General features: G+C 67.1%; 19 protein-coding genes. 3 read left to right on the forward strand and 16 right to left on the reverse strand.

Going from position 1 to position 17553, the window contains the following annotated elements; translation table 11 throughout:
* The first annotated feature begins 58 nt into the window (after positions 1-58).
* Positions 59-1066, forward strand: a complete 1008-nt coding sequence (locus ACODR8_RS07275; RefSeq protein ID WP_489006614.1) for an aminotransferase class I/II-fold pyridoxal phosphate-dependent enzyme — start codon at positions 59-61, stop codon at positions 1064-1066.
* Entirely contained in the window at positions 1059-1994 is a 936-nt protein-coding gene (gene cbiB, locus ACODR8_RS07280; RefSeq protein WP_489006776.1) for an adenosylcobinamide-phosphate synthase CbiB, read from the forward strand. Before ACODR8_RS07275 ends, cbiB begins: the two co-directional genes overlap by 8 nt.
* On the opposite strand, the gene cobS is transcribed toward cbiB, so the two are convergent.
* Genes cobS through cbiE form a run of 11 tightly spaced genes read right to left on the reverse strand, consistent with a single transcriptional unit; the run spans position 1991 to position 10366 of the window.
* Positions 1991-2695 (reverse strand): adenosylcobinamide-GDP ribazoletransferase, encoded by a 705-nt coding sequence (gene cobS / locus ACODR8_RS07285; protein ID WP_489006615.1) that lies wholly within the window; start codon positions 2693-2695, stop codon positions 1991-1993. The genes cbiB and cobS overlap by 4 nt on opposite strands.
* Positions 2692-3261, reverse strand: a complete 570-nt coding sequence (locus tag ACODR8_RS07290; RefSeq protein WP_489006616.1) for a histidine phosphatase family protein — start codon at positions 3259-3261, stop codon at positions 2692-2694. The genes cobS and ACODR8_RS07290 overlap by 4 nt, the downstream gene beginning before the upstream one ends.
* Positions 3258-4274, reverse strand: coding sequence for a nicotinate-nucleotide--dimethylbenzimidazole phosphoribosyltransferase (cobT, locus tag ACODR8_RS07295; RefSeq protein WP_489006617.1), 1017 nt, complete (start codon positions 4272-4274; stop codon positions 3258-3260). Before cobT ends, ACODR8_RS07290 begins: the two co-directional genes overlap by 4 nt.
* The gene (locus ACODR8_RS07300; RefSeq protein WP_489006618.1) at positions 4271-4678 is read right to left on the reverse strand and encodes a DUF1636 domain-containing protein; all 408 of its coding nucleotides are present in this window, start codon (positions 4676-4678) and stop codon (positions 4271-4273) included. The genes cobT and ACODR8_RS07300 overlap by 4 nt, the downstream gene beginning before the upstream one ends.
* Before the next feature lie 31 nt (positions 4679-4709).
* Complete coding sequence (gene bluB, locus ACODR8_RS07305) at positions 4710-5357, reverse strand: 5,6-dimethylbenzimidazole synthase (protein WP_489006777.1); 648 nt, start codon at positions 5355-5357, stop codon at positions 4710-4712.
* On the reverse strand, positions 5354-5962 hold the full coding sequence (cobO, locus tag ACODR8_RS07310) for a cob(I)yrinic acid a,c-diamide adenosyltransferase (protein ID WP_489006619.1): 609 nt from the start codon (positions 5960-5962) through the stop codon (positions 5354-5356). The genes bluB and cobO overlap by 4 nt, the downstream gene beginning before the upstream one ends.
* Entirely contained in the window at positions 5952-6716 is a 765-nt protein-coding gene (cobF, locus tag ACODR8_RS07315) for a precorrin-6A synthase (deacetylating) (protein WP_489006620.1), read from the reverse strand. Before cobF ends, cobO begins: the two co-directional genes overlap by 11 nt.
* A complete protein-coding gene (locus ACODR8_RS07320; protein WP_489006621.1) occupies positions 6713-8020 on the reverse strand; it encodes a cobyrinic acid a,c-diamide synthase CobB in 1308 nt (435 codons plus the stop codon). The genes cobF and ACODR8_RS07320 overlap by 4 nt, the downstream gene beginning before the upstream one ends.
* Entirely contained in the window at positions 8017-8802 is a 786-nt protein-coding gene (cobM, locus tag ACODR8_RS07325) for a precorrin-4 C(11)-methyltransferase (RefSeq protein ID WP_489006622.1), read from the reverse strand. Before cobM ends, ACODR8_RS07320 begins: the two co-directional genes overlap by 4 nt.
* Positions 8799-9164 (reverse strand): cobalamin biosynthesis protein, encoded by a 366-nt coding sequence (locus ACODR8_RS07330; protein WP_489006623.1) that lies wholly within the window; start codon positions 9162-9164, stop codon positions 8799-8801. Before ACODR8_RS07330 ends, cobM begins: the two co-directional genes overlap by 4 nt.
* Positions 9161-10366 (reverse strand): precorrin-6y C5,15-methyltransferase (decarboxylating) subunit CbiE, encoded by a 1206-nt coding sequence (gene cbiE, locus ACODR8_RS07335; RefSeq protein ID WP_489006624.1) that lies wholly within the window; start codon positions 10364-10366, stop codon positions 9161-9163. Before cbiE ends, ACODR8_RS07330 begins: the two co-directional genes overlap by 4 nt.
* Between cbiE and ACODR8_RS07340 the strand changes: the two genes are divergently transcribed.
* A complete protein-coding gene (locus tag ACODR8_RS07340) occupies positions 10356-11105 on the forward strand; it encodes a cobalt-precorrin-6A reductase (protein WP_489006625.1) in 750 nt (249 codons plus the stop codon). The genes cbiE and ACODR8_RS07340 overlap by 11 nt on opposite strands.
* Here ACODR8_RS07340 and cobJ read toward each other — a convergent pair.
* From cobJ to cobN, 5 genes are read right to left on the reverse strand one after another with little or no spacing between them, the layout of a single operon-like run.
* Positions 11081-11836 (reverse strand): precorrin-3B C(17)-methyltransferase, encoded by a 756-nt coding sequence (gene cobJ / locus ACODR8_RS07345; RefSeq protein ID WP_489006626.1) that lies wholly within the window; start codon positions 11834-11836, stop codon positions 11081-11083. The genes ACODR8_RS07340 and cobJ overlap by 25 nt on opposite strands.
* Positions 11833-12570, reverse strand: coding sequence for a precorrin-2 C(20)-methyltransferase (gene cobI / locus ACODR8_RS07350; RefSeq protein WP_489006627.1), 738 nt, complete (start codon positions 12568-12570; stop codon positions 11833-11835). Before cobI ends, cobJ begins: the two co-directional genes overlap by 4 nt.
* On the reverse strand, positions 12567-13196 hold the full coding sequence (locus ACODR8_RS07355) for a precorrin-8X methylmutase (protein ID WP_489006628.1): 630 nt from the start codon (positions 13194-13196) through the stop codon (positions 12567-12569). The genes cobI and ACODR8_RS07355 overlap by 4 nt, the downstream gene beginning before the upstream one ends.
* Complete coding sequence (locus ACODR8_RS07360) at positions 13196-14305, reverse strand: cobalamin biosynthesis protein CobG (protein WP_489006629.1); 1110 nt, start codon at positions 14303-14305, stop codon at positions 13196-13198. Before ACODR8_RS07360 ends, ACODR8_RS07355 begins: the two co-directional genes overlap by 1 nt.
* Positions 14302-17553: a cobaltochelatase subunit CobN gene (cobN, locus tag ACODR8_RS07365; protein ID WP_489006630.1), complete on the reverse strand. Its 3252-nt coding sequence runs from the start codon at positions 17551-17553 to the stop codon at positions 14302-14304. Before cobN ends, ACODR8_RS07360 begins: the two co-directional genes overlap by 4 nt.

Genomic DNA, 17553 nt, shown 5'->3' on the forward strand with positions numbered 1-17553 from the left:
CAGCGTTTTTTCGATTGTCCTTTAGCAACTTATTGGCGAACGGCATCATCGGATAGACATGAACGGAAAGCGCTCCTTGCCCGAATGGACCCATCATGGCGGCCGCCTTTCACAGGCGATTACGGCTTTCCCGCACGTATCGGACCCGTGGCTGGACCTGTCGACCGGGATCAATCCCGATCCGTGGGATGGAGTAGATGGCCTGAGCATCGACTGGCGACGCCTGCCCGACGAAGATGATCTGGCCGCATTGGAGCAGGCTGCCGCTGCACATTTTGGCGCGCAGGATCATGGCGTGCTGGCGCTGCCGGGGACGGAGATGGGGCTGCGCCAACTTTCGACGCTGGGCCTGCCCGCGCCGTTCCGCCATGTCGCACCGGGATATCGCACCCATGGCGAGGCCTTTGTCGCCAGCAGAGCGATCGCCTTTGCCGCGCTAGAGCAGGAGGCCGGGCAGGGCGGGACGATCCTGCTGGCCAATCCGGCCAACCCGGACGGGTGGTTGATGACTGTGTCGGAGCTGGCGATGATCGCCAGGCGGCTTGCGGCAAGGGGCGGCTGGCTGGTGGTCGATGAGGCATTTATCGATGCGCATGAGGGCGGGAGTCTGTTGCCCGCGCTGGATGCGGATGCGCCGGTGATCGTGCTGCGGTCCTTTGGCAAATTTTTCGGATTGGCGGGAGTACGGCTGGGCTTTGCGGTCGGACCGCAAGCGCTGATCGCACGGTGGCGCGCAATGCTGGGGAGTTGGCCGGTGTCCGCCGCCGCCATCGCGATCGGTACTGCGGCCTATCGCGACACAGGCTGGATTGCGACGACCCGGCAGCAGTTGGTCGAACGGGCAGCGGCGCTGGACGCGGTGCTGGCGCGGCATGGGCTGACGCCGATGGGGCGGTCGCCGCTGTTCCGGCTGGTGGAATGCGATGCGGCCAGCCTGTTCGACCGGTTGGCGCGGCGCGGCATCCTGACCCGACCGTTCGACTATGCGCCACATTGGTTGCGGCTGGGCGTTCCGGCCAACGCGGAAGAACGCGACCGGCTGGACCGAGCCTTGGCCGATGGCTGATCCGGTCGCGCTTGTTGCGCTGGTGGTGGATGCTGCGATTGGCTGGCCGGGAGCGCTCTATCGACGGATTGGCCATCCGGTCGGGTTTTTTGCGGCCTTGATCAATCGGAGTGAGGTGTGGGGGAACCGGCCTCATTGGTCCTTCGCGCTGCGCCGGGCGATGGGGATCGTCACCATGGCTGTGCTGCTGGCGCTGACTGGCGGGCTGTGCTGGCTGGCGCAGGCTGGGTTGACGATGATGCTGGGCGGGTTCGGGTGGATCGGCATCGCGGTGCTGGCCTGGCCCGCGCTGGCTCAGCATAGCCTGCATGATCATGTCCTGCCCGTTGCGCAGGCGCTGGAGCGCGGCGACCTACTCGAAGCGCGCCGCGCCGTCGGGATGATCGTGGGACGCGATACGGCGGCGCTGGACGAAAGCGGGGTGGCGCGCGCGGCGATCGAAAGTCTGGCGGAGAGTTTTTGCGACGGGGTGGCTGCGCCGCTCTTCTGGCTGATCCTTGGCGGGTTGCCGGGTGTGTGGTGCTACAAGGCGATCAATACCGCTGACAGCCTGATCGGCCATCGCGAGGAACGCTGGCGCGCCTTTGGCTGGGCGGCGGCGCGGATTGACGATGTGGCCAATTTGATCCCCGCACGGCTGGGCGGGCTGGTCCTGTGCGTTGCGGGGATGGGTGGCTGGCGGACGATGGTGCGGGACCATGGCCGACACGCATCGCCCAATGCGGGCTGGACCGAGGCGGCGATGGCTGGGGCGTTGGGGCTGCAGCTGGCCGGGCCGGTCGCCTATGATGGCGTGGTGCAGGACAAGGCATGGATCGGGTCGGGGCGCACAGATGCCAGAGCTGGCGATATTCGTCGTGCGCTGCGCCTCTATTGGCGCGCCTGCCTGCTGCTGTGGGGGATAGCGGCGATTTTTGCTCGGCTCTAACCTGTTGCGACGATCGCGAGCAGACTGACTTCGACCAGTTCGATCCCTGCGCCGTGACAATCGCCGGACACACCGCCAACCCGGCATTTGAGCCAGAGCGCCCAGAGGGCGATCAGGAGCGGTGCTGCCAACATGGCTGGGGTGAGCCATGCGCTGGCGATCAGCACGCCAGACCAGAGGATGATATGCCGCCAGCTGACTGCATCGGTAAAGCGTGACCCCAAACCAGCATGGAGCAGGGGTAGCGATTTGGTCCAGACCAGCGGTCCGATCCGCGCGGCGAAAGGGATGAGCAGCAGTGGTAGTGCCTCGTCTTGCTCCAATACGGCATGGAGCAGGACCAGCTTGGCGATCAATAGCGTCACAATCGCCACGACACCGAAACTGCCGACATGAGGATCGACCATCACCGCCCGGACGCGCGCGGGATCCTTGTGGCCCGCGCCGATAGCATCGGCCAGATCGGCAAGGCCATCGATATGCAGCGCGCCGGTAATCCCGATCCACAGCAGCAGCACGATCAGCGCCGCGATCCAGGTATCGCCGCGCACGAGCAGCACCCCGCCCATCAGGAACAGACCGATCAGCAGACCGACGGCAGGAAACCAGCACATAGACCGGGCAAAGGCGTCGTCATCCACCGCGAGGGAAGGCAGCGGCAGGCGTGTCAGAAACTGCGCGGCGATGATCAGGCCTTTCATATGCGCAGCCCAATAATCTGTGCGGATGGCGTTTCGCTCCGCCACAGCTTGAGCGACAGCAGCGCCGCATAGGGCAGGTCGAACGACCAGACCTGCTGATGGTCAAAGCCGCACAGCGTGGCCAGCGCCGCGCGCATCGTGCCGCCATGGGTAACGACCAGCGTGGATCGGGGCGGCAGCGCGTCGATCGCCTCTGTCACGCGCGCGACCAGTGCGGACCAACACTCTCCATCGGGCGGCGGTTTGGCGTCCGGGTCCGCCCAAAAACGCCCCAGCGCGTGCCTGTCGATCTGCGCAGGTGCCAGCCCGTCCCATGCGCCAAAATCCAGTTCGCGCCAGCGTGGATCTATCGTCACCGGCAGGGTGAGGGCTTTGCCGATCGCTGCTGCTGCCTGGCTGGCGCGTTTCAGGTCGGATGCGACAAGCTGGTCGATGGCCAGTCCGGTCGTCCGCGCCAGACAGGCGGCGATGCCTGCCCCTGTTGGTCGCGCGTCAGTGCGGCCCAGCAACCGCCCTGCGCCCTCCGGTTCACCGTGGCGCAGCAGATGCAGGGTAAAGCTGCTCATTCCCGGCCTGCCACGCCCGCCTCGGCGAATGTGGCCATGCCATTATGTGCCGCCAGCGCGCCCCGGATGATCCCGACTGCCAGCGCCGCGCCGCTGCCTTCGCCCAGTCGCATGTCGAGCGACAGGAGTGGGCGCAGGCGCAGGCGCTCCAGCAGGCGACGATGGCCTGGTTCTGCCGACTGATGCCCGGCGATCAGATGATCGGTGATAGCCGGGAAGCAGGTTGCCAGCGGCGCGACCGCGGCGCAGGAGATGAAGCCGTCCAGCACGACAGGGATGCGGAGTTGGCGGGCTTGCACCACGGCACCGGCGATGGCGGCGATTTCGCGTCCGCCCAGCCGCCTCAATGCCTCAAACGGCGTTTGTGCGGCATCCATATGATGAGCAAGAGCGCGCTCTACCACGGCGATCTTGCGGTCGATCCCGGCCCGATCCACGCCCGTTCCCGGCCCGACCCAATCTGCCGCGCTACCGTCAAAACTGCGCGCGCACAGCGCCGCCGCTACGGTCGAATTGCCGATGCCCATTTCGCCGACGACCAGCAGATGCAACCCCGGATCGACCGCAGCCGCCCCTGCGGACAGGGCTGCCAGACAGTCGGCCTCATCCATCGCCGGACCGACGCTGAAATCCGCCGTTGGCCGGTCGAGCTCCAGCGCGACGATCTTCACATCCATCCCAGCTGTCTGTGCCAGCGCGTTGATCGCGCCGCCGCCGTTGCGGAAGTTATCGACCATTGTGGCGGTGACACTGGGCGGAAAGGCGCTGACGCCATGGACGGCTACGCCATGATTGCCCGCAAAGATGACGGCGCGGGCATGGTCGATCACCGGGCGGGCATTGCCCTGCCATCCGGCGAAGAACAGAACGATCTCCTCCAATCGCCCCAGCGCCCCGGCGGGCTTGGTCAGTTGCGCCTGCCGTTCAGCAGCGGCGGCGATGCTGGCTGGCTGCGCCTTCGGCAATGTGCGCAGAGCCATGTCGAAGGCGTCGGGGGAAGCAAAGCCGGTCATTCAGCGACAAACCCCGGCGGCGGCGTGCGGGTGATGAAATGGCCCTTCACGCCCTGTGGCCATTGGCCAAACGGCACCCGGCCATGCTCGCTGGCGGCATAATGGACGGCATAGTCGAGGATCGCGGTCGCGGCCTGCGCGTCGGGATCGAAACGGCCCAACACATAGCCGACCCGCCCCGGTGCGCGCAGATGGACGGTGCAAAATTCGGTGCAAGCGAACAGGCACGCCATTTCCTGGACAGCGATACCGGCATAGCGCGGGTCGCTGGCCTGTACCTGCCGCAACTGTTCGACCAGCCGTGCGCCACCGCGCTGGCCATCGGAATTCTCGCGCTGGTCCTTGCTGTGGCGGCAAGTGTTGCACGCCACGATGGCGGGGCCATCGTCCACGGGTTTCAGCATGGGGAAGTTCGTCCTTTCAACGGGGTGGAGGTCATCGCGTGACAATCCGCTCGCGCCAGGGTTCGCGTGCCTGCCAGTCGCGCTGTTCCAGTTCGGGGGCGGCGCTGTCTTGTGCTGGATAGCCGATGCACAGCAGCGCGATCAGCGACCAGTGGGCGGGGACGTCGAGCATGACAGTGACCTGTACAGGGTCCAGGATCGACACCCAGCCCATACCGATCCCGCGTGCGCGCGCCGCCAGCCACAGCGTATGGATGGCCATCACGGTCGAATAGCGCAGCATTTCGGGCATGGTTGCGATGCCCAGCCCATGGCCGGCCTCCGGCATTTCGTCGCAATAGACCGCGATCAGTTCAGGCGCTTCCCCGATACCGTGCAGCTTGAGCGCGCGATAGCGGGCTTCGCGTTCCGTGCCGGTATGACGCTCCGCCGCGCGCGCGATTTCCGTGTCGACATGATCCACCAGCGCCCGCCGCAATGTGGGCGAAGCAATGCGGACGAAACGCCAGGGCTGGGCATTACCGACTGACGGAGCGAGAGCTGTCGAGGCGAACAGCGCGTCCATCTCCGCTTCCGCCACCGGATCGGGCCGGAAATGGCGCACATCGCGCCGCCAGCGCAGCAACGTGTCAAGCTGCGCGGCGAAGGCGGCCTGGAACCGGGGCGGGGCCGCGTTCAGAACTCGATCCCCTTTTGCGCCTTCACGCCCGCCCGGAAGGGATGTTTCACCATCGTCATGTCGGTGACCAGATCGGCTGCCTCGATCAGCGCTTCGGGCGCATTGCGGCCTGTAACGATGACATGCTTCATCGCGCTGCGACCGGTCAGAACCGGCAATATCTCGTCCAGCGGCAGATAGTCGTAGCGAAGCACTATGTTCAGCTCGTCGGCAAGCACCATGTCATAGGAGGGATCGGCGATCATCCGGCAGACCTCGTCCCATCCCTGGCGGGCGACGGCGATGTCGCGGCTGCGGTCCTGCGTGTCCCAGGTGAAGCCTTCGCCCATCGGCTTGAATTCGACATGATTTGGGAAGGCGTCGAACACGACTTTCTCGCCAGTCGTCATCGCGCCCTTGACGAACTGGACGACGCCGACCTTCATGCCATGGCCGATCGCGCGGACGACCATGCCCAATGCCGCACAGGTCTTGCCTTTGCCCTTGCCGGTGTGGACGATCAGCAGGCCTTTTTCCTGGGTCTTGCTGGCCATGATCTTCGTTTGCGCGGCCTGTTTCTTGCGCATTTTTTCAGCGTGCCGGGCCTCGATCGCGTCAGCGTCCATTGGGTGCTTCCTTTCGCATCAGGTAAATGTCCATGATCCAGCCATGGCGGGCGCGCAGATCGGCGCGGAGCGTGGCGATACGGGGTGCGGCTTCGGCCAGCGGCCCTGCGACCAGCGCCTCCTGCGCCATGCCCAGATAGGCGCCCCACCAGATATGTACGCCCATAGGGACGATCGCGTCGAAGGCGCAGCCTCTGTCGAGCATCACGACCAGCGTGCCGACGCCATCGGGCCAGCCCTGCGCGCGCAACTGGCGGCCCGTGGTGATCAGCACCGGATCGGCCAGCGCATTGAGCGGGATGGCGTGGGCGGCGGTCAGCGCCTGAATGCTGGTAATGCCCGGTATCACCCGCAGCGTCAGCGTCATGCCATCGGCGCGCAGCCGGTCGGCGATCCGCAGGCTGCTGTCATAGAGCGACGGATCGCCCCAGACGAGCAGCGCCAGTCGTCCCCCTTTGGGCAGATGCTTTTCGATTGCGTCTCGCCATGCGGTGGCAATGGCGTCGTGCCAGTAGCTTACCGCGCCCAGATAATCATCGCGCGCGTCGCGCAGCGGCAGGTCGAATTCCACCACATTGGGCTTGGCCGTCAGCACCGTCGCGCAGATGTCTCGTCGCAGATCGATGAGGTCGGATTTGGCGTCCCCCTTGCGCGGCAGCAGGATCAGGTCGGCGTCGTTCATTGCTCTGACCGCTGCCGCAGTCAGATGATCCGGGTTGCCGGTGCCTGTGCCGATCAAGTCGATGGCGATCATGCGTCGGGCGCGATCATGTGGAAGAAGGTGCCGGTTACGGCGCCGCGATGTGACCCCGTTTCGGGAACTTCCGTGCCATCGGCGTCAGTAACGCGGGCAAGGGGGGCGTCGCGCTGTTCGACGATGGTGGAATAATGAAATTCGTGGCCGCGCAGGGCAGTGCCTGCGGTCATTGCGCCTACCGGCGCAAGCAACTGTGCATGACGATAGCCCAGATGCATCTGCCGCCTGGCATGGCTTGTGACAAGGCCCAGTAGCCCGGCCATGCGATGGCTTTCCCCCGCCTTGTCGATCAGCGCGTCGCCCAGCACCATATAGCCGCCACACTCGCCATGGACCGGACGGGTGGCAGCGTGGGTGCGCAGGCCGGTCAGGAAATGCTCCGCCGCCGCGATCCTCCCGGCATGTAGTTCGGGATAGCCGCCGGGCAGCCAGACCAGATCCGCGTCGGTAGCTGGCGCTTCGTTGGCCAGTGGCGAGAAGGGGATGATCTGCGCGCCAGCCTGCCGCCAGCCTTCGATCAGATGGGGATAGGTGAAGGAAAAGGCGGAGTCCTGCGCCAGTGCGATCCGTTGCGCGGGGGGCGATGGCAGCGATCCGGCGATGCCTGGCGATCCATGGCGCGCCGCGGAGACGATCGCGCCCAGATCGCAATGGGCGCGCAGGAAGGCGGCATAGTCGGTGATCGCCCGGTCCAGATCGGGATGCTCGATCGCCTGAACCAGTCCCAGATGCCGCTCCGGCAAAGTCAGGTCACTGCGCCGGGGAAGCGCGCCAAACACCGTGATCCCCGCCTGCTCCATGCCCCGCCGGGCCAGCCGTTCATGGCGCGGGCTGGCGACGCGGTTCAGGATCACACCGGCAAAGGGCAAATTCCGGTCGAACAGCCTAAAGCCCAACGCGGTGGCCGCTGCCGATTGCGCCTGACCGCTGACATCGACCACCAATATCACCGGCCAGCCCATGCGGCGCGCCATGTCGGCGCTTGCCCCATTGCCGCTCGCACCGACGTTTGCAACGCCATCGTAGAGGCCCATTGATCCTTCGGTCAGGATGATGTCCGCGCCGGTCGCGCGGGCGGCGATCGCGTCGATCAGACCCGGCACCATCGCCCAGCTGTCGAGATTATAGGAGGCGCGGCCGCTGGCGGCGCGATGAAAGGCCGGATCGATATAGTCGGGGCCACTCTTGAACGGCTGCACCGCCAGCCCATCCTGCGCCAATGCACGCAGCAGGCCGAGCATCACCGTGGTCTTGCCTGTCCCCGAAGCGGGGGCGGCGATCATCAGGCCGGGGACGCTCATTCCCGTGCGCCTGCGAAAGGCGACTGCGCGCTTTGCTGGCGGAAGCGGCGGTCATAGCCGGTCGCATAGAGGCTGCTTTCCGCGAAATCATCCGTGGCCAGTACCTGACCGACGACGATCAGCGCGGTGCGTTCCATGCTGCCCGCGACCGCCTGCTCGATGGTGGCGAGGGTGGCTCGGACGACGCGCTGGTCCGGCCAGCTGGCGCGCCACACGACCGCAGCCGGGCAGTCCGGGCCATAGGCCGGGGTGAGGTCCGCGACTACCCGGTCGAGCTGGTGGATCGAGAGGTGGATCGCCAGCGTCGCCCCGGTCGCTGCGAAATTGGTCAGGCTTTCGGCGGGCGGCATGGCGCTGGCGCGACCGGGCGTGCGGGTCAGGACCAGCGACTGGGCGAGGCCCGGCAGGGTGAATTCGGCTTCCAGCGCGGCGGCAGCGGCGGCGAAGGCAGGGACGCCCGGCGTGACGGTGAAGGGAATGCCCAGCGCGCGCAGTCGTCGCAATTGTTCGCCCATCGCCGACCAGATTGACAGGTCACCCGAATGAAGCCGGGCTATGTCATGGCCCTCCGCATGGGCGGCTTCGATCTGTGTCATGATCTCGTCCAGCGAGAGCGGTGCTGTGTTTACGACGTGCGCGCCCGGCGGGCAGTGCGCCAGTAGCGCTTGCGGCACCAGCGACCCGGCATAGAGGCAGACGGGCGACGCAGCGATCAAGTCGCGACCGCGCAGGGTGAGCAGGTCGGGCGCGCCGGGACCGGCGCCGATGAAGTGGACGGTCATGCGGGGGGTCCTTGGGCGATGGCGCAGGTCGCCATGTGATCGGGGGAAATCTGGCGGGGGGATAGCAGGGTGGCACCCGTCCCGGCTGCGGCGAGGGCGGCTGCTTCGGCGACGCTGCCGACACCATAAGCGGTCAGGCTGGCGGGCGAGGTCGAAGGGGTGCCCTGCGCGCGCAGGGTGTCGCGGGAGATGACGAGGAGCTTGATGCCCAGCGCATCGGCCAGCGGACGAAGCAGCGCAGTCTTGTCCAATGGGGCAGCGAACGCGGTCACGGCGGGCAGTCCCTCTTGCGCCAGCGCGAGCGCGCTTTCCAACGAGGCAAGGCTGGCACCTTGCCGAAAGCCGAAACCAGCGACGATCATAGGGTGACGCTCCATTGGACCAGCGGATAATGGGGGCGCCAGCCGTGGCGGCTGCCCAAGGGCGCAGCGTCGGCCAGGTCTATCCGCATGAGACTGCCGCCTTTCTCGCCATGGGCGCGTGCGAGTAGCGCCTCGGATTCCAGCGTCACGGCGTTGGCGACCATGCGGGTGCCGGAGGGCAATCGAGCGAAGAGATGGGTGAGCAGGGCGTCGGACAGGCCGCCGCCAATGAAAACGGCATCGGGTGCGCCATCGGGCAATATGGCGGGCGCACGACCCGTGATGACTTGTAGCCGGTCGACGCCCAGCGCGGCGGCATTGGCGGCGGCGCGGGCGGCGCGCACCGGATCAGATTCTAACGCCATGGCGCGGTTGGCGGGGTGAGCGAGCAACCATTCGATCGCGATCGAACCGGAGCCTGCGCCAATGTCCCATAATGTTTCGCCAGCGCGCGGGGCGAGAGCGGAAAGGGTGAGCGCCCGCACGGGACGCTTGGTCATCTGGCCGTCATGATCGAACAGCGTGTCCGGCAGGCCTGAAGCGCAGGGCAGCGCCATGCCGTTACCGGCGCAGGCGATACCCACCGCGACCGGATGCGATATGTCGGCAAAATCCAGATCGCTGGCTGTTGCCGTACGAGTGCGTTCGCGCGGGCCGCCCAGCGCCTCCAGCACATGCAGGGGCGATGCACCGAACCCCAGCGCCTCCAGATAAGGGGCGAGTTCCCCCACGGCAGCGCCATCACGCAACAGGGCGATCATTCGGCGACCGGGGGCCAGATGCGGGCGGATGCGGGTCAGCGGTGCGGCGTGCAGCCCGATGCAGACCGTCCGCTCGATCGCCCAGCCCAGCCGCGCTGCGGCCAGCGCGAAGATCGAGGGAGCAGGGTGGGCGCACCATTCGCCGGGCTGAAGATGCGCCGTCACGACCGATCCTGCCCCGAACCAGAAGGGATCGCCCGATGCCAGCATCACGACCTGCCGCCCGCGCTGTTCCAGCAGCAACGGCACGCCATCGGCAAACGGCACCGGCCATTCCACCACCGGGCAATGGAGCGCCGGCAGCAACGCCAGATGCCGCGCTGCGCCCATCACCAGTTGCGCTTGCGCCAGCGCGTCACGCGCCGCTAAGGCGAGGCCGTCGGCTCCATCCTCTGCGATGCCGATGATCGTCAGCCAGGGAGCGTCAGCCATGCCCAACATCCTGCTGCTGGGCGGCACGACGCAAGCGAGCGCACTCGCTCGTCTGCTGGCCGAGGCCGGGATTGCGGCGACGCTCAGCTATGCCGGGCGCACCGACCAGCCGCGCGCGCAGCCGGTGCCGATCCGGGTCGGTGGCTTTGGCGGGGCGGAGGGGCTGGCGCGCTATCTGCGCAATAACGGTATCACCCATCTGGTCGATGCGACCCATCCCTTCGCAGCTACGATGAGCGCCAACGCGGTGGTGGCAGCGCAGATGACCGGCGTGCCGCTGATCGCGCTCTGCCGACCGGCCTGGCGCGCAGTGGCTGGTGATAGCTGGACCCATGTGCCTGACATAGCGGGGGCTGTGGCAGCGCTGACCGGACCAGCCCGCTGCGTCATGCTGGCGCTGGGGCGGATGCATGTCGATTCCTTCACCGCCCGGCCGCAGCACCATTATCTGCTGCGCTTCGTCGATGCGCCCGCAACCCCGCCCGCCTTGCCCTGGCATGATCTGGTCGTTGATCGTGGTCCGTTCAGAGCGGAAGCCGACACAGAATTGATGCGCGCCTATGGCATCGACCTGCTGGTCTGCAAAAATGCTGGCGGGACTGGCGCGGAGGCGAAGTTGATTGCGGCGCGAACGCTGGGGCTGCCGGTCCTGCTGATCGACCGACCGGTCTTGCCGCAGCGGCTGGAGGTGGATGATCCGCAAGCGGTCATGGAGTGGCTGGGTCATGCCGCCGACCGCGGAGTATAGAGGATCGCTCCTGCCGTCCGCTCGATCAGGCGGGTGCGGCTGGACCCGACAATGACCATGGTGCGCATATCCGCCATGTCGGGCGTTGCCTGCGACAGCGGCACGATGCGCAATAGTTCGTCGGGCGTGGAGACGGCGCGGGCGAACAGGATCGGGCGGTCGTCGCGACATTCCTCGCGCAACAGGTGCAGGATCGCCGCGAAACCGTCGGGTCGGCCTTTCGATCGCGGATTATAGAAGGCGATGGCGAAATCCGCCTCCACCGCCAGCCGTACCCGCCGTTCGATCATATGCCAGGGCTTGAGGTTGTCCGACAGGTTGATCGCGCAGAAATCATGACCGAGCGGCGCGCCTGCCCGCGCGCTGGCCGCCAGCATCGCGGTGATGCCGGGCAGCACGTCGATGCGCAGGTCGCGCCAGTGGGTCGGGCCGCTTTCCAGCGCTTCGAACAGGGCGGCGGCCATCGCGAATACGCCGGGATCGCCAGAGGATACGATCACGACGCGATGTCCGGTCGCCGCCAGCCGCAGCGCGTGGGCGGCCCGCTCCAACTCCACCCGATTATCGGACGGATGCAGCGTCAGCCCGGCGCGCGGCGCAATGCGCGCGACATAGGGGATATAGCCGATCACGTCCGTCGCCTGCGCCAGTGCCTCGGTCACCTGTGGCGTGACCATCGCGTCGCTGCCCGGCCCAAGGCCGGCTATGGCGATCCAGCCAGTCGCGCTCATGGCCGTCGCCCCTGACCATGGATAAGCAGGATCGAGAAATAGGGCGTCACCCGTTCCGCCTCGACCAACCGCGTCACGCGCTGGTCGGGCATGGCGGCATGTTCGACCAGCCAAGCGGACTCGGCGCGGCCAGCGGCGATGACGGCGCGGCGCAGCTTGGCGAGGTTGCGGCCGATCTTCATCACCACCAGCGCGTCAGTATCGCGGATGCGGCGGGTCAGTTCTTCCTCCGCCATGGTCGCCATCAGCACGGTCAGCACATCGTCGCCCCAGCTGATCGGCGCACCCGAAGCGGTCCAGGCACCGGCCATGCCACTGATCCCCGGCACGACCGCGACCGGCGCGATGCCCGACAGGCGGCTGTGCAGATGCATGAAGGAGCCGTAGAAAAAGGGATCGCCCTCGCACAGCACCACGACATCCGCGCCGCCCATCGCCAGCGCGGCGAGCCGGGCCGTGCAATCGGCGTAAAAGGCGGATAGGCACTGGTTGTAGCGCGGGTCGGTCAGCGGGATTTCGGTCGTGACCGGATATTCCATCGGCATTTCGATGACGTTGGGGCGCAGCATCCCCTCGACAATGCGCCGCGCCTGTCCGGGTCGTCCGGCCTTGCGGAAATAGGCGACATGGCGCGCGCCACGTACCAGCCGGTCGGCGCGGACACTGAGCAGATCCTGCGCGCCGGGGCCGAGGCCGACGCCATGGATAGTGCCGATGGTCGTGATCGCGTTCATTCTGCTTCACTCGCCAGTGCGTTGATTGCGGCGACGGTGATCGCGCTGCCACCGAGACGCCCCTCGACAATCGTGCAGGGGACGGGCTGCGCTGCCCACAAGGCATCCTTGGATTCGGCCGCGCCGACGAAGCCGACCGGGCAGCCTATGATCGCGGCGGGGCGCGGGCAGTCGGGATCTTCCAGCATGTTCAGTAGATGGAACAGCGCGGTCGGCGCATTGCCGATCGCGACGAGTGCGCCCGCCAGATGCGGTCGCCAGAGCTCCAGCGCGGCGGCGGAGCGGGTATTGCCCATCGCCTGCGCCAGACCGGCGACTTGCGGATCGTGCAGCGTGCAGATGACGGGATTGTCGGTGGGGAGGCGGGTGCGGGTCACCCCTTCGGACACCATCCGCGCGTCGCACAAGATCGGCGCGCCTGCCGCCAGTGCTGCGCGCGCAACGTCCGCGAAGCCTTCGGAAAAGCGGATATGGCGGGCGAGATCGACTATCCCAGCGGCATGGATCATCCGCACCGCGACCGGCTCTTCCCCGGCGGCAAAGCGAGCGAGGTCGGCCTCCGCGCGGATCATGGCGAAGGACTGGCGATAGATCGCTGCGCCATCACGTTCGTAAATATGGGGCATCAGGCGGCTCCGAAATGGGCAAGGAGGGCAGCTTGCGTCAGGCCGGATTGCAGCGGCGCATCCCCAGCGCGGGCGTTGATCGCGAGATCGAAACGGTCGTCTCGTCCGGTCAGCATGACATCGGCAGGCGCAGCGCGGGCGCAGCCCTTGGCACAGCCCGACACATGCAAGGAGCCTGTGACATGAGGGGCGAGGCGGCGGGTGAGGGCGCGGGTTTCGACGGTCGATTGCGGGCAGTCTGGCGCGCCGGGGCAGGCATCGACGTGCAGCAGCGGATCGGCGGGATCGGTGATCCAGCCATCGTCAGCAGGTGTCCCTTGCCCTTCGATCAGCAGCATCCGCCAGGGGGTGAGGCGGATGGCGTCGATAGAGATAAGGCGTGACAGCTGCGCGGCTGTGATCCGGCCAAAGGGCGCGCCCAGTACGCGGCGTCCCGGCACCACTCGGCGGGCGGGATGAGCGGGCGGGATCGCGCCAGTCGCAAAGGGCGGGAGGGTGGCCCGATGCCGTGCCATGCGCCGGGCATCCTCACCGCCGCTTTCGACGAACCAGTGGGCGAGCGCCAACAGAGCATCGACCTCCGCGCCCTGCATCACCGGCGCACCGGTCTCATGACCATCCGCGCGCAGGATCAGGCCGCCATGCTGTCCGCGCTCGATGCGGAAGTCGCCGCTTTCGTTGTGCAACGCACATGCCTCTCCGGCGTCGATGATGAAGCCGACCTTGCCGGGCAAGTCGGGCAACTCGTTCAGCCTTGCGATCAAGCTCCGTGCGATCCGGGCCGTGTCGTCGCCGTCCTGCCACTCGGGGGCGACCAGCAGGTTGCGCCGGGTTTCGATCACTGGATCAGGATCGACCAGTCCTGTCGCAACCAATGTCGTGAGTAAGGCGGGGAGGGCAGCTTCGCTCACACCGCGTAGCTGGAGATTGGCGCGGCTGGTCAGGTCGATCTGGCCATTGCCGTGATCCGCCGCGGCCTCGGCCAACACCGCCATCTGCGCGCGGGTAACCCGGCCCAACACTGGCCGCACCCGGACGATCAGGCCATCGCCTGCCGCCATCGGGTGCCACGCATCTGGACACCAACCCTTCACCGCAAAGCTGCTCATGACTGCGGCTCCAGACCGGCGAGGATCGAATTGCGCCGGGTGCGCCACAGCCCGGCGGCGTGGAGCGCGGCGAAGCGTTGCTCCATCGCCGCCAGCGCACCGGGGTTCTCGCGGGCCAGAAAGGCGCGCACATCGGCCTCGCCCAGTGTCGCGTCATGAAAGAGGTCGAACAGATGTTCCGGCACTTGTCCGGTCAGATGCGCGAACGCCCCCAGATGATCGAGCGTCGCGGCAATCTCTGCCCCGCCGCGAAAACCGTGCCGCATCATGCCGCTGATCCAGCCGGAATGCGCGGCCCGCGCCCGCACGACTCGTGCAATCTCCTCGGTCAGGCTGCGTGCTGTTGGCCGGGTGGGGTCGCGATTGTCGAGATGGTAAAGCGCGGCGCTGCCGCCCGTCACCGCCTGCGCAGCGGCAAAACCACCTTCATGCGCGGCATAGTCGGCGGCCAGCAGCAGGTCGGTTTCGGGCAGGTCCTGCGCATGGACGAAACTGTCCGCGGCCGCGACCCGTGCGCGCAGTCCGCCGGGGTCTGTTGCTATGCCGGGCATATCAAACGCATGGTCGGATGCGGCCAGCCAGGCTTCGCCCGCCACTTTCCGTGCGGCGTCTGTGTATGTTTCGGCGGCATCGCCCATGCCCAGCCCATAACGCCCTGGTTGCGGCCCATAGACGCGCGGTGTAACCGAACGACCGGCGAAAGGGTTGTGGTCGGCCGGCTCATCACACTCGCCCAGCGCGCGCACCGCCTGCCCGAACAGCGCGCCCAGCGTTGGGAAGGCATCGCGAAACAGGCCCGATACGCGCAACGTCACATCGATACGGGGCCGATCGAGCAACGACAGCGGCAATATCTCCACCCCCGTCACCCGCTCCGACGCTGTATCCCACACGGGTTTGGCGCCCAGCAGGTGCAGCGCCATCGCGTAATCCTCACCCGCAGTGCGCATCGTCGCCGATCCCCACAGGTCGATCACCATCGCGCGGGGATAGTCCCCCTGATCCTGCAAATGACGGCGCACCACATCCTGCGCCATTCGCACCCCCTGCGCGTGGGCGCTGCGGGAAGGGACGGCGCGCGGGTCGATGCTGTAGAGGTTGCGCCCGGTCGGCAGCACGTCGGTTCGCCCGCGATGCGGCGATCCTGAAGGGCCGGGCGCGACCCGCCGCCCGGCCAGCGCCGCGCGCAGACCCTCACGCTCCGCCGCACCTTGCTCGCCCCGACCAAAGACGTGCAGCCCATCCCCATATTGGCTTTCCTTGACGTCGCAGACGAAGCGGTCGATGCGGGTGATGATCTCCACCGGGGACGCATCCGCCGCGATGCCCAGTTCCGTTTCCAGCCCCAGCGCGCATGCTTCGTCGGCAATGTCGGCCTGCAAACGCGCCCGCCGCGCCGGGTCCAGCCCGTCGGCGTTGGAAAATTCGTCGAGCAGCGCCTCGATCCGCGCCAGCCCAGCGCCGCTGCGGGTGGGGGCAAGCGGTGGCGGGGCATGGCCGATCGTCACCGCGCCGATCCGCCGCTTCGCCTGCGCCGCTTCGCCAGGATCATTGACGATGAAGGGATAAATGACCGGCATCGCCCCGGTCAGCGCCTGCGGCCAGCAGTCGTCCGACAGCGCGACGGCCTTGCCCGGCAACCATTCGAGCGTGCCATGCGCGCCCATATGGATCAGCGCGTCGATCCGCTGCTCCCGCAGCCAGAGATAGAAAGCGACATAGGCATGGCGCGGGCAACGCGACAGGTCGTGATAATCCTGATCGCGCGCCGCTGGGTCGCCCCGTTCGGGCTGGAGCGCGACGAGGACATGGCCTGCGCGGAAAGCTGAAAAGGCGAAATGGCCGTTTAGCGCTGCCGGGTCGCTTTCCGGCTCTCCCCATGTGGTGGCGATGTCGGCGCGCAGGGATGGCGAAACTGTATCGAGGGCGGCGCGATAGTGCGAGAGCGGCCAATAGATGCGCTCTTCTGCCAGTCGTTGCGGCAGGTCAGGGCTGGTGATGGTGGCATAACCAGCCCCGGCCAGATCCTCCAGCACGGCCTGTGCCGATGCCAGCGCATCCAGCCCGACCGCATAGGCCATTTGCCACGCCTTGCCGGGATAGGTGGACAGCAGCAGCGCCAGTTTCCGCGTAGCGGCAGGCTTCGCCGCCAACGCGATCCAGCCCGCCACCCGATCAACGATCGCTGCGACCTGCGCGGGATCGGCGCGATGACGCGCGCGGGCGTGGTGCAGGTCCGGGTCGCGCGCCTCCGCGTCCTTGAAGCTCGCCACGCCAGCGAAAATCCGTCCGTCCATCTCCGGCAGCACGACATGCATGGCCAGGTCTGCGGGCGAAAGGCCACGTGCGGCGTCGGCCCAGGCCGCACGGCTGTTGGTGGCCAACGCGATCTGGATCATCGGCACGTCGATGCTATCGAACGGGGTTTTGCCATCCTCGCCACGCGCGGAAAAGGCAGTGGCGTTGACGATCGCCGCGGGGGCCAGTGCGCTCGCCCAGCGGGTCAGCCAGCCGCGCACATCGGCGGCTTTGAGCGATGGCGCGAACAGGGCGATGATATCGAAGCCGCGTTGCTCGAACGCCCGCTGTAACGCGACGAACGGGTCAAGATCACCGGCCACCAGATAGGATCGGTAGAAGAGCAGCAGGATGCGCGGCCTGTCAGACGCAAGGGCGAATGCGGCTGGACATGTCACGCCTTCGCCCGCCCGCCACGCCCCGATGGTCGCGACGGGTTGGGGCTGGCCCATGTCATTCGCCGCAAGACCGGCATCGCGCGCCAGTTCCCGCAGCGCTGCCATCGCCGATTCCGGCCCTCCGGTGTCGCACAGTCGCGCCAGCATCCGAAGCCGATCCACCCGCAAAGTCGATGCTGCATCCAGCCGCGCGTCCTCCCGTCCGTCGCCTGGCAGCACGGCCAGCGCAATGCCCTGCGCCCTGGCCAGTGCCTCCACCTGTTGCAGGCCATAGGACCAGTAGGACGCGCCGCCGATCAGCCGGATCAGGATCGCCCTCGCGCCGGACAGGGTGCGTTCGATATAGGTGTCGACCGAGAGCGGATGCGCCAGCGTCGCCAGATTGGCGAGGCGCAGCGTCGGCAATCCCTTGCCCAGCCGCCACCCGGCCGCGAACGCGCCCAAATCGCTGTCGGAAAAGGACAGGACCACCATGTCCGCAGGCGGCTGCGCCAGATCCTGCGGACTGGCGACATCCTCCATGCCCGGCGTTTCGCGGAAGATGACGTGCAT

The organism is Sphingobium sp. FG58, from assembly GCF_057809055.1.